The 12,090-nt window shown below is 33.9% G+C and carries 13 protein-coding genes; 7 read left to right on the top strand and 6 right to left on the bottom strand.

The window, feature by feature from the left end; translation table 11 throughout:
* Window positions 1–61: 61 nt before the first annotated feature.
* Window positions 62–1,096, top strand: coding sequence for a cytochrome D1 domain-containing protein (locus V1503_RS13600; RefSeq protein ID WP_410627633.1), 1,035 nt, complete (start codon window positions 62–64; stop codon window positions 1,094–1,096).
* A 236-nt stretch (window positions 1,097–1,332) separates the two neighbouring features.
* Entirely contained in the window at window positions 1,333–2,406 is a 1,074-nt protein-coding gene (locus V1503_RS13595) for a cytochrome D1 domain-containing protein (RefSeq protein WP_410627631.1), read from the top strand.
* On the opposite strand, the gene V1503_RS13590 is transcribed toward V1503_RS13595, so the two are convergent.
* From V1503_RS13590 to V1503_RS13570, 5 genes are all read right to left on the bottom strand, one after another.
* Window positions 2,398–2,520, bottom strand: a complete 123-nt coding sequence (locus V1503_RS13590) for a hypothetical protein (protein WP_410627629.1) — start codon at window positions 2,518–2,520, stop codon at window positions 2,398–2,400. The genes V1503_RS13595 and V1503_RS13590 overlap by 9 nt on opposite strands.
* A gap of 83 nt (window positions 2,521–2,603) precedes the next feature.
* Window positions 2,604–4,550, bottom strand: coding sequence for an HBL/NHE enterotoxin family protein (locus V1503_RS13585; RefSeq protein WP_410627627.1), 1,947 nt, complete (start codon window positions 4,548–4,550; stop codon window positions 2,604–2,606).
* Between the two features lie 45 nt (window positions 4,551–4,595).
* Window positions 4,596–4,865 (bottom strand): hypothetical protein, encoded by a 270-nt coding sequence (locus tag V1503_RS13580; RefSeq protein ID WP_410627626.1) that lies wholly within the window; start codon window positions 4,863–4,865, stop codon window positions 4,596–4,598.
* Window positions 4,866–4,972: 107 nt separating this feature from the next.
* Window positions 4,973–6,460, bottom strand: a complete 1,488-nt coding sequence (locus tag V1503_RS13575; protein ID WP_410627624.1) for an HBL/NHE enterotoxin family protein — start codon at window positions 6,458–6,460, stop codon at window positions 4,973–4,975.
* 164 nt (window positions 6,461–6,624) lie between these two features.
* Window positions 6,625–7,821, bottom strand: a complete 1,197-nt coding sequence (locus tag V1503_RS13570; RefSeq protein WP_214481002.1) for an HBL/NHE enterotoxin family protein — start codon at window positions 7,819–7,821, stop codon at window positions 6,625–6,627.
* Between the two features lie 342 nt (window positions 7,822–8,163).
* Between V1503_RS13570 and V1503_RS13565 the strand changes: the two genes are divergently transcribed.
* From V1503_RS13565 to V1503_RS13545, 5 genes are all read left to right on the top strand, one after another.
* Complete coding sequence (locus tag V1503_RS13565) at window positions 8,164–8,304, top strand: hypothetical protein (RefSeq protein WP_410627621.1); 141 nt, start codon at window positions 8,164–8,166, stop codon at window positions 8,302–8,304.
* Between the two features lie 47 nt (window positions 8,305–8,351).
* The gene (locus V1503_RS13560; protein WP_214481003.1) at window positions 8,352–8,492 is read left to right on the top strand and encodes a hypothetical protein; all 141 of its coding nucleotides are present in this window, start codon (window positions 8,352–8,354) and stop codon (window positions 8,490–8,492) included.
* 669 nt (window positions 8,493–9,161) lie between these two features.
* Entirely contained in the window at window positions 9,162–9,713 is a 552-nt protein-coding gene (gene sigV, locus V1503_RS13555) for an RNA polymerase sigma factor SigV (protein WP_214481004.1), read from the top strand.
* On the top strand, window positions 9,676–10,551 hold the full coding sequence (gene rsiV / locus V1503_RS13550; RefSeq protein WP_410627618.1) for an anti-sigma-V factor RsiV: 876 nt from the start codon (window positions 9,676–9,678) through the stop codon (window positions 10,549–10,551). The genes sigV and rsiV overlap by 38 nt, the downstream gene beginning before the upstream one ends.
* 237 nt (window positions 10,552–10,788) lie before the next feature.
* A complete protein-coding gene (locus V1503_RS13545; RefSeq protein WP_410627616.1) occupies window positions 10,789–11,541 on the top strand; it encodes a GTP pyrophosphokinase in 753 nt (250 codons plus the stop codon).
* Window positions 11,542–11,646: 105 nt separating this feature from the next.
* On the opposite strand, the gene V1503_RS13540 is transcribed toward V1503_RS13545, so the two are convergent.
* Window positions 11,647–12,081: a DUF6526 family protein gene (locus V1503_RS13540; protein WP_320257859.1), complete on the bottom strand. Its 435-nt coding sequence runs from the start codon at window positions 12,079–12,081 to the stop codon at window positions 11,647–11,649.
* Between the last annotated feature and the right edge of the window lie 9 nt (window positions 12,082–12,090).

Raw genomic sequence — 12,090 nt, 5'->3', positions numbered from 1 at the left:
CACGATTAATATTTGAGCATATATTGAAACATACGAATTAGTAAAGGAGGTCGGTCGCTCGGTGGTACTGGCTTATGTAACAAATATAGTCGGTGGTAGTATCTCGGTTATTGATACGAAAACTCATAGCGTGATTGCTACAATGTCAGTCGGTATGAATCCTCAAGATGTTGCATTCACACCGGATGGTAAAATCGCTTATGTCACCAATAGTGGTGGTGTGACTGTTTCCGTTATTGATACGAAAACTCATAGCGTTATCTCTTCTGTTCAAGTAGGTGCGAGGCCAGCTTTCGTTGAATTTACACCTGATGGTAAACTTGCTTATGTGACGGGACGTGGAGATACTGTAGTTTCGGTAATTGATGTAAAAACACACAGTGTGGTTGCTACTGTGGAGGTTGGTGATGGCCCATTTTTTATTTCGTTTACTCCTGATGGAAAACTCGCCTATGTGACAAATCCGAGTACTGTATGCGTTATTGACGTGAAAACTCATTCCGTCATAGCAACTATAAATGTTGAAGGAACCCCGCAAGATACAAAACTTTCTCCCAATGGTAAACTCGCTTATGTAACTGGTTCTAATGGAAGTGACCCTTCTACAGTTTCAGTTATCGATGTAAAGACGCATTCTGTTATTGCTTCTATTTCAGTTGGAATCATGTCGTTTAGAGTAGCATTTACACCAGATGGAAAGCTTGCTTACGTCACTAATATATTTGATAACACTGTGTCAGTCATCGATGTTAAAACGCATAGCGTAATTGCAACGATTCAGACAGGAGGCCTTGTATTTGATGTCTCTGTAACACCCGATGGAAAATTTGCTTATTTTTCAGTAATAAGTAATAACGTGACTAATGCTATCTGTGTTATTGATACCAAAACACACATAATTATTTCTAACATAGATACCGACGTTTTATCCGGTACTGGTCTTTTTATCAATTTCACTCCCGATGGAAAATTAGCATATCTCCCGAATAATAATAACCCGGGCACTGTAACAGCCATTGACGTTAAAACGCACTCTATCATCGCCTCCATTCCAGCTGGTACTAATCCATTTAATTTGGCCTTCACACCGAATTAGCCCCACTCAATACGAACGGGGCTTTTTCCGGAGGGAGTCCGAAAAGGCTCTTACCAACCAGTAAATCAGTATATCCTGTCTATCTAACTCATATTCACAGCCCGATACAAAACGACCAAGTACACGCCTCAACGTACCGTTTGACTTTTGAAATTCCTAATCCTACTCCCAGTCTAGGCTAGTTCTTGATCTATATTCATGAATGAGGATTGCACATTTGTAAGGAGGTAAGTATGATGGTTTTGGCTTATGTAGTAAACAACGATAACCTTGGAAACTCAGGTTCTGTGTCTGTTATTGATATTAAAAAGCACTCCACAATCGCCACAATCCCTTTTAGTAATATTCCAAATAATATTACTATCACTCCGAACGGAAAACTCGCTTATGTTTTAATTACAGATATAACTAATGAAGTTAGTTTAGTATCCGCCATTGATATAAAAACACATTCCATAATCGCTACTGTGCAAATTGGTAGTACTGCTGGTTTCTTCTCACAAAACGTTGATATATCTTTCACACCTGATGGAAAGCTCTCCTATGCGACTATTAGTGGGACAAATTTCGTATTAGCTATAGATACCAAAACACACTCAGTTATTGCAACTGTGCCGGTAAATATACGTCCAGAAGCTTTTGCCTTTACACCTAATGGGAAATTAGCTTATGTAGTGAATAATACTAATTTAGGTAGTGTATCGGTCATCGATACGAAGGCACATTCAGTTTTTGCGAATGTAGCCGTTGGAGCAAGCCCGATTGCTGTAGCAATAACACCTGACGGAAAGCTTGTTTTTGTTTTAAACTTTTCATCTAACAACGTATCAGTTATTGATGCAAAAACGCAAACTCATATAACTACGGTACGCGTCGGAATAGCACCTGCCAGCTTAGCTATTACACCAGATGGAAAACTAACCTATGTTGTAAATTCAAATCCAAATGATATAGGTTCTGTTTCAGTAATTGACGTACAAACTCAATCCGTTATCAGTACAATTCCTGTAGGAAATAATGATAACCGACCAAATAATATTGCTATATCACCAAATGGAAATTTTGCATATGTCGGTACTTTCAGTGGCACAACAGTCACTGTCATAGATACAAAATCTCATTTAGTTATAGCGACAATCCAATTAGACAGCAGTCAACGTTTTGTGGAATTTACTCCTGATGGGAAATTAGCATACGTTGGGTGTGATTCGCAAAATACTGTCGCGGTTATAGAAACAAAATCTCATTCAATCATTGCAAACGTTCTTGTTGGAGGTACTCCAGAAGCTATTGCTTTTACATCAAACTAACCCCGTTCTAATAAAGTGACCTTTTGGCTTAGGACACCAACTCTCTATCGTATTATCCTCACCACCAATATCTAGTACAAAATCGTCAACACATAGCAAGTCGTACACAAGCATTCAAAAGAACCCCGTTCAGTTAAGAACGGAGCTTTATACTTTAGGGTTGACCGACTTAGAATATCATTTCCCCAATACCTAGATTATGCAGTAGGATAAGAGTTAAAAGGCACAGTATAAATATACTGGTCCGTATGTTCATTGTACTGAAGTCCATTTTCGTTTAATCCGTAAGAAAATGAATATTTTATCCTATCCCCATCTTTTATAGGTGCATAATAGACCCATGTCCCATCAGACATTTGCTGCATACGTTCATTTATCACAGTATCATTATTTAACCGATAGCTAATGCTAACTCCAGATAAATCTTTATTATCTTTTGGTGTAAAAACAAATTTTACAGCATCGACATAATAATAACTTACCGCTTTCTGTGACTTTGATACATCAATTGTACTATCTGTATCCGTTTGATGACTTTCATTATAAGTAATATCTAGTTTATTGTCTGAATTCATATAGACAATGGTGTTAATATCTTTACTCATTCCTTTTTCATAATCTGCTTTTATATCATTGTCAGTACGAGCAATATTTGATATGCTCAGATTATTAAACGATCCACTAAAAACATTTGTTTTTCCATCTGTTGACCCTATATACATAACATCGTCTATATAAGATAATGATGATGAAACCGTCTCACCTATTTTTTCGCCATTAACAAAAGCTTTAGTTACATGCTGTCCATCATCATTCATACTATAAGTCATAGCTACAAAAATTTGATGTCCAACTTGTGCAACACCATCGCTAGAGTTGATTCTATCATAAGAATTTCCAACCGCTTCAAAAGAAATCCTACCATTGCTATTAAAAAATATAGTTGTTTTCTTTCCATTATTTTCATTATGAGCTTGAAAAACACGTTCAAAGTCGGATAACTCATAAGGTGTCACTACTGCTTCAATCGTATACTCATTTGGATTAACGAGTACATTTCGAAAGTTATCTATTGATTGAGGCGTAAATTTATTATATGGTTCATTAAAAACCATACTTTCCTGAAGTGTTAGCGCAACTTCCTTTATATCCTTCCATCTAGAATTAGCAATATCCATTTGCGGATTCAATAAAGCTGGATGATTATCAACATCGGTTTTATTTAAAACATTAATTAGTTGTTCAAAGCTATAATCAAGAACTACCCATGCATCCCTAATATTTGTAAGTGTCAAGTTATTTGCAACAGTATTTATTTTATCGATCAAAGATTGTATTTCGTTTTGAAAGTTACTTAATGTGTTAATTTCATCATTTAATTTGTCTATATCGTTTTGATCACGTGTTTTGTCCTTCTGCAATTGAGTATTATCATATTTTTGTACATATGTTACAGTACACCCGTAATAGTTACAAGTTGTAACAGGTGTTTTCTCTTTCATTTTCTTATTTATGTCATCTATCTCGGTCTGAAGTGCTTTAATCTCATTTTGTTTATGAGAGATTTCCGATTCTACCTCATTTTTGTCATCTGTAAAGTTTGTAACATCATTCGTCAGATCAGCATCAAAGCTATTTAACTTTGGTTGAACTTCATCAATTGTTGCTAGTTTCTCAGCAACTTTACCTTTCATTTCCGTTAGTAATGATATTAACTGATTACTAGCATCAGCATTATCATTCAGTTCACTAATAAGCTCCTTAACTTGTGTATAAGCTTGCTCAAAATCGTTGCTATAATCAACCACATCACTAACAACCTTATACATTTGATTATTTATATCGTATAACCACGTATCAGCATGCTCTTTAGAGGCTAGTTGATGGTCTGCAAAACTAGCACTTGAACCTAGTTCATCTTCAATCGTTTTTTCTTTAATTGCTAGTGCATATTCTTCTACCTGTTGAATCATATGAGACAAATTATTAACATTATCTTGTATTTGTACAGGGTCTATAGATATATCATTTTCAGCATTTGTTACTACAGTAGTATCACTCTCAGCAGCATATGAATGATTTGTTATCACTGTATTAAAAAGAACTAATGTAACTAACAATAATGGAAAAAACTTTCTCCCCAACAACCTCACCCCTTCGTAAAAATGGACTCTTTTCAAATCAACGTATTAATAAATTTTAGCTAGACTCCATACACTAAAAGAAACAAGAATAATAGTAATTAATAATTGAAGGAATATAATAGGAAACTTCTTTGTAAAATTCCTTCTCGTATCCTTAACTAAATAAATCAAAATTAATACATAAATGAAAGCTAATAATAAACCAAGTACACCTACAATTTCATTCATTCGGACAAAAGATATGGAGATCACCCATGCGATAAGTAACCCGTACTTCAGAGACACTAACATGCTGTAATACCGATTATTTTCCATTTACCTTATCTCCTTTTCACTATTTTAACTGGGCTTATCCATGCAATGAATAATTTATAGCTGCCCCTTACTTTTAATTAAAGTTGTATACGGGGCAGCTCATATTGTTAATTTGTAATTGTTATTGTTGCTACATCTGAATAAACTGTGCCATCAAATGCCCTAACTGTATAAGTGTGTTCACCTGAAGGAGCATTATCTCCTGATAATACAACACTTGTATTAGTTAGTTTACTCTGTTTTACTATGCCATCAAGTGAGACATCATACGTAATATTATCTCCGTTAATTTTTGAAGCAAAAGTCGGCTTGTCCCAATTTAAAGTAACTGAAGAGTTACTACTATTTGCTGTTAAGTTTGTTGGTGCATCAAATTGGTAAGCGTCAAGATCAGCAACAGATACAGCTTGGCCAAATGTGTTTAATAAATTTGTATCTGCATAAACAGCTGCCCATTTACTTTGAGATATCTTAAGCTCTGCTTTAGCTCTTGAGATTTTATCTTCTACATTAGTATCAGCAGTTGTCAGGTGATCAAGTAAATAACCTAAGTCATTTTGTAAAGTAACCCACGTATCTTTTACATCATTAAGTGCTACAATCGCCTTGTCTATTTTATCAACCATTAAACTAACTTGTTCTTCGGCAATTTTAAATCCTGCTGATTGTTTTTGTAAATCAGTTAATTCATCCATTGCTGCGATATACTCCCGCTTAACATCATTAATTTTTGATTGATATACACCAACTGATGTACCGACTCCTCCCCCAACTGCTAGTATCCCACCAGCAGCCATACCTCCAATAATCCATGGAGATGTTTCAGGCGCAACAGCTAGCACTACCCCTGCTCCTATCCATAACGCTACTCCAGCTCCAGCAGAAGCGAGAGCAACATCTAATTCTTGTTGTCTAAGTGAATCCATCTGTTTTTCAAAGTTTGCAATATCTTTATTTAATTGATCAATTGCATAACCATCTTCCCCATTTTTCCCTAGCCATGTATCAAGTTGGTCTTTGTCACTTTTTAAATCTGTTGAATCCTTCGTAAGGTCAGTACTAAAGGCTTTCATGTCTTCAATCGTGTTATTTACATTTGTTACGTTGTCATTCGTTTCATCAATCATAGCTGCTATCATTTCTTTTGCACTATCTATATCTGATGAATTTAAATATTCAATAGCATAATCAGAATAGTACTGAAAGTCATCAGCAGAAGACCTTATATCGTTGTTCAGTTTAATCATTTTGGGTTCAAGGTCATCTCTCCAATAAGAGGCATTTTGTTTGGCTGTTGCTTGATGTATATCAATAGGAACTGTTACTAGTTTCCCATCATCGTCATTAAACTGAATCTGTTTAATAGTTCCTTGTGCTAATATTGTGTTTGCATAAATATCAAGTGCAAGTTTATCAGAAATCAACTGTTGTGCCCGATTCTGAAACAAATCAATATTGTCTCCCATCTCAGAATCTTGCAGCTGAGTATCTTCAACTGTAACTACTTCCTCTGCAAATACATTATATGGGATTGAATTCCCTGCAATTGTTAATGCTAGTAAAGATGCCGTAACTACTTTTGTTGTCTTTTTCATTGTAAGCCTCTCCCTTTATTAGTATCATTTTTTTTCATACTTTTCGTAAACATTGTTTTGACCTAATTACATCAATTAAGACGTTGCCATAGCTTAAGAAAATCATAGATTTTAGTACAAAAAAACAACATGTTATTTAAAAGCGAAGTATTACTCTAATTAATTCAGCTTCCAGTAGTAGCATTTTCAACAGAATTTTTTAAATGAAGTTGATTGTTAATATAGCTAGCTTGGGCACCATTGTTTTGCCAGCTCTGTTTAGCGTTAAGTAATATATTACGTATTTCTTGAATACTAATATCACCCTGTTCAAATTTATCTTTTAAGTTTTGAATTCCAACATAGGCGGAATCCCATTCCTTATATAGATTTCTAGTTGATTGAATAATACCATCATTAGCATTATAGAAATTACTAAGCTGTAGCTGTATGCCAGCTAAAATTGCAGCTTGACTTTGTATTCCTTTTAACCCTAGGACAATATCATTATATTGTTCGGTCAGTTCTTTTACCTTTTCTTGTTTTTCCTGCAATTCCTTATTTCCATTCACCGCACCATATATGATCGTAAATGTAGCTAAAGCAATTCCTATCGGGGTTGGGGTCAGCTCGAATTCCACAGCCATTTCTAGTAAATAGGTCGTGAGTTCAAGCCCTACAACTCCAGCTTCTATATACTCTCCAGTTAAGATTGTATTTTCATTAGAAATTTCAACTCCTAAGTCCTGAAGCTGTTCAAGAACCAGTTTACTTTTTTCATCTTCTAATTCAATTGTATTCAGTGCTGTGGTAGCTGCATTTTGAAAATTAAAGTGATCTTCCTGCAAATCGTCTTTATACACTTGATATGAATACATCGTATCGTTTGCATCGTCCCGATAGTATTGTATATCTGACTGCAATAAATCTAATAAATCTTTGAAGTCATTACGCGCTTGTTCATCCCCAGCTTCAATGCTATCTAAAGCCTCAATAAGAAGATCATAATAAACAGTGAATTCGTCAGCAAAATCTACAACATCAAGGTCCCTATCAATTAATAATTCATTTAAATTATTCGTATAATCACTAGCATGATCTCTAGCAATTTGTTGATAGGTAGGTAAATCTGGAAGTATGTCTGATTGAATCGTTCCTTGTGTTGATATTGCTGTTTTATATGAATCCATAATCACTTTACTAGCAGCAATTTCGTTTAATACTTTTTGCATATTAACAGGTGCAAGAATGATATCCTCTGCAGTTACATCAGAAACTACGCCTTGATTTGCTTGAGCAAACGCATAATTTGGCAAGATTGTGCTCGTAGCTAAAGTTGCCGCTAATGCTGTAGCAGCTATTGACTTCGTTGATAATCTCAAATTATTTTTCCTCCTATCTTGTGGAATAGATTTGAAATTCATTTAATAGATAACTTGTTTAGCACTGTAGATATATGATAAATAATAAAATTGTTGAAAGTTTGATAGGAGTGTGAAGGAAGAAAGAAAGATTATGTGATAATGATGTGATTTTAATATTTACAAAATATGTCAATTTTAATAATAGCTTTATTTATAATAATTATCTTTAATGGATAAAATGCAAAGCAGGAATGCTCATTATGTATTCTAGCTGTCTGAATTTGACGTGAGTCGATTTACTTGAGCAAATAAATTAAATGAGCCCTGCTCATACCAAACAGGGCTTTACGGAGGATATCAATGAATTGTGTCTTATTATTCCGCACATGGCCGCTTATTATACTAGACAATATAGATCATCATTTTATCAAAAATACACACCCTTTCAGACAATTAGTCATTACCAGCTTTTATGTTCATATGTTGTTACTAGGAATTTAATATCAAGTCTAATATAATGATTTTAAAAGCTCTGTAGGAGGATCGATATGTCCATTTATAAAGCAGGGAAAAATTTGTATAGATTAACTAAAGTTCTTAGAAGCAGCAAATCAATTAACAAAGGGACAGTTGGAAAAAAAATGATATTTAAATTAGGAAAGAAAGCACTAAGGAAAATGTTGAAATAAAGAATGAACAAGAGCGTTGATACATTTATATCAGCGCCTTTTCTCTCTCAACCTCCTTCACTTTTCCTTTGGCTGTTTTGCATTGATTGTTGCTTTTCCTACTAAGAGCTAAATACGTAAAAACCAGCTATTCGTGACACCTTTTCTCATTTAAAATGAGGTCAATTGCCAAAAAAAGATTAATTTCTTTTCTTAAATAGTCTTGATAGCAACAAAGTTTACGAAAAGAGCCTTTTCTTTAAATATCCACTACTTTCTCTTCGATTTGTAGGACACACCATTTCATAACCCTCTCATTAGCTCTTTGATTCTATACTTGGTAACTTCTCCGATCAAATTTAGTTTGAGAATTATAAACTGCCGATTAGGAAGATTTTTTAAAGACTTCTTTTGAAATCTTTGTTAAGTTTTTCACTAAATTAGTACCATCAGGAGTGACTTGATCCTATTAGTCATTATGCTACTTAAGAAAAGATGTCACGAACTCTAGATACGTACGTGTTTATTCCCTTTGAAAAACAACAAACTTTGCTAAAACAGCATTTTGGTCTTAGCATTTATAAGAATTAGAGAGCTTAAATAAAATTTTTTCATTTCATTCAACTTTTCATCCACCTTGATACGTCTATATCGTATAGGGCAAAAAACACCAAAGGAGGGAAGAATGTTATGAACAAGAGAAAAGGAATATCAGAACAACAACTGACGGAATTCATCTTGGAACACAAACAGAAATGCTATAGGTTAGCCTATAGTTATGTAAAAAACTCTGAGGATGCATTAGATATTGTTCACGAATCGATACAGAAAGCCCTAACATCCATTCATACTCTCCAAGATAAAAATTCTTTGAAAAGTTGGTACTATCGTATAGTCGTTAATACCTCTTTGGATTTTATAAGGAAGAAGAAAAAAGTTAGCGTAGTTGATACACATACAATGGAGTTAATAAGTCCAAGCAAATACGACAACTATGAACAGCTTAATTTGGAAATGATCATCGAGTACTTACCGGATAAATATAAAACTATTATCATTCTTAAATATTTTGAAGACTTAACATTAGAACAGGTTGCAAATGTGTTAAATGAGAATGTGAGCACGATCAAATCCCGCTTATACAAGGCTCTACAATTATTACGTATAAAAATTGACGATGATTATTTAGAGGAGGCAAATATAGATGAAAAAACACTTTACCAAAGCACAAGAAGAGTATAATCGCATTCCGGTCCCTAAAGAGTTAGATGACGTCGTTAATAAGGCATTAAAGCAAGGTAGGAAGAAAAAGAAAAAGTGGTATTTCGCTGGATTAGCTGCAGCAACGATACTTTTTGTATCTAGCCTTAATATTAATCCAACAGTTGCTAGTACATTATCAGAAACTCCCATCATTGGTAGTATAGTGAAGGTACTTACTTTTAGAGAGTATGAAGTAACGGATGAAAAATTTAGTGTAGATATTAAAGTACCTGCCGTTCAAGATATGGAAAATTCCTCATTAGAAACAACCTTAAATGAAAAATACCTTGAAGAAAGCCAACAGCTATTTAATGATTTTATGGCAAAAATGGAAGATGAAAAGGATTCTGGAGGGAATTTCGCTCTTTCCAGTGATTATGAAGTTAAGACAGATAATGAACAAATTTTATCTATAGGTAGACTCGTTGTTGATGTCGCAGGATCAGCTCAACAAACAATTCAATATGATACGATTGATAAAGAAAATGAATTACTAATCACCCTCCCTAGCCTGTTTATAGATGAAAGCTATGTGGACGTGATAAGTGAAAATATTTTAAATCAAATGACAAACATGATTGAAAACGAAGAACTTACGTTTTGGATTTCACATCCAGATGTCAACATGCAATATTTAAGACGAGATCCGTGGGAAAAAATTCAACCTGACCAACAATTTTATATAAACAACGATGGTAAGTTAGTCATTTCGTTTGATGAATCAGCAGTTGCCCCTGCTTACTATGGAATAGTATGGTTTGAAATCCCAACTGAAGTACTTTCTGATATACTCGTCTCTAATACGTACTTAAAATAGCTACATTAAATTAAATTAAATTGCTTGAGGGCTTTGTTAGACTCCATATATAAATATATATGGAGTCTAATTATTAGTTTTAATATTTCTATACAGGCCTTTTACATCATCCATTTTTGACATATTACAAACTGTCATTTATTATTTCTACATAGATTAATCGATACTTAAGAACAAAGATCACCAAACGACAAACAGCTATCCAGTTAAGTACAAAACACGAAAAGGACGACGACTATGGATGCGAAATCACAAAATAATTTAGAGCAAATGAGATCATTCAAAAAAGATTTAATTCGCTTTATGATGTCTTACAAGTTTGCTTTAGCTGAAGTGAATACGAAAATTGATATATTAAAACAAGAATTTCAATATATACACGACTATAATCCCATTGAGCATACTAACTCTCGCTTGAAGTCCCCAGAAAGCATATTAAGGAAGATCGATAGAAAAGGTATTGGCCTTTCACTACCTTATATAAGCGAAAACATTAAGGATATTGCAGGAATTCGTATTACTTGTTCTTTTATATCTGATATTTACAAAATAAAAGACATGCTAGAACAACAAAAAGATATAACAGTCATTGAGTGTAAGGATTATATCGAATATCCAAAACCAAATGGCTACCAAAGCCTTCATTTAATTATCCAAATTCCTATCTTCATGTCTGATAGAGAAGATCTAGTTCCTGTAGAAATTCAAATTCGTACGATTGCCATGGATTTCTGGGCAAGTTTAGAGCACAAAATATATTATAAATATAATAAGGAAATTCCAGAAAGAATCAAAAATGAGCTCAAAGAAGCAGCTGATACCGCTGCTAAATTAGATAAGAAAATGGAAGATTTACACAAAGAAATGAATCAAATTAAACAATTATCGCAGCATGAGGATATTCTTGGGGAACAACTGGCAAACAATGACACATTTAAACTAATACCAGCCATGTTTATGTCGGAATTTAATAAGAACAATAAGAACTAGCTATTTTAAGCCTTCCTTTAAATTAGGAGGAGTATCGTCTCCTCCTAATTTCACCATAAATTTAATAGTACGTTAACTTAATTATTGTTCATAAGAGTTGGAGTGTTAAGCTCGAAAATAATCCCCTCTCCAATTAACAATGTCCTTCTTAATTTGTTTCCTTTTCAAATTTTCTTTTACGGCTTTCTCACAAAGTGTAGGAAATTCTTCGTCGCTAGCAAATCGTAACGCAATAATTTGATCGATTGTCAAATTAGAATCTAATAACCTACCTGTTAACACATACGCTCTTAAATTCTCTTCTGTTCGAATGACACGATCTTGTAATTTCAAAATATACTCTCGAACGAGAATAAACGTGATCATTAATCCAACTACCCCTACTAACATTAATGTTGCAGGCCAAACTGACTCACCATCTGATAAAGCAAACACTAAATTTACAATGGCTCCAATAAATGCAGCAAGAATAATTGGTAGACCTATAAAATGGTATGGTACATGGTAGCGAGTATGGTTTTTAAAATTTTGTTCTTTCAAATAAAGCGC

It is taken from the genome of Nanhaiella sioensis, from assembly GCF_046557775.1.
GTDB classification, from domain to species: Bacteria; Bacillota; Bacilli; order Bacillales; family SM2101; genus Nanhaiella; species Nanhaiella sioensis.
This window is presented reverse-complemented; position numbering and strand designations above follow the sequence as displayed.

Bases quoted from the DNA above. Each gene is read 5' to 3' on its own strand.
- V1503_RS13595 (WP_410627631.1), top strand. From the start codon at position 1,333: ATGGTTTTGGCTTATGTAGTAAACAACGATAACCTTGGAAACTCAGGT.
- V1503_RS13590 (WP_410627629.1), bottom strand. From the start codon at position 2,520: ATGCTTGTGTACGACTTGCTATGTGTTGACGATTTTGTACTAGATATT.
- V1503_RS13580 (WP_410627626.1), bottom strand. From the start codon at position 4,865: ATGGAAAATAATCGGTATTACAGCATGTTAGTGTCTCTGAAGTACGGG.
- V1503_RS13575 (WP_410627624.1), bottom strand. From the start codon at position 6,460: ATGAAAAAGACAACAAAAGTAGTTACGGCATCTTTACTAGCATTAACA.
- V1503_RS13565 (WP_410627621.1), top strand. From the start codon at position 8,164: ATGAATTGTGTCTTATTATTCCGCACATGGCCGCTTATTATACTAGAC.
- V1503_RS13560 (WP_214481003.1), top strand. From the start codon at position 8,352: ATGTCCATTTATAAAGCAGGGAAAAATTTGTATAGATTAACTAAAGTT.
- sigV (WP_214481004.1), top strand. From the start codon at position 9,162: ATGAACAAGAGAAAAGGAATATCAGAACAACAACTGACGGAATTCATC.
- rsiV (WP_410627618.1), top strand. From the start codon at position 9,676: ATGAAAAAACACTTTACCAAAGCACAAGAAGAGTATAATCGCATTCCG.
- V1503_RS13545 (WP_410627616.1), top strand. From the start codon at position 10,789: ATGGATGCGAAATCACAAAATAATTTAGAGCAAATGAGATCATTCAAA.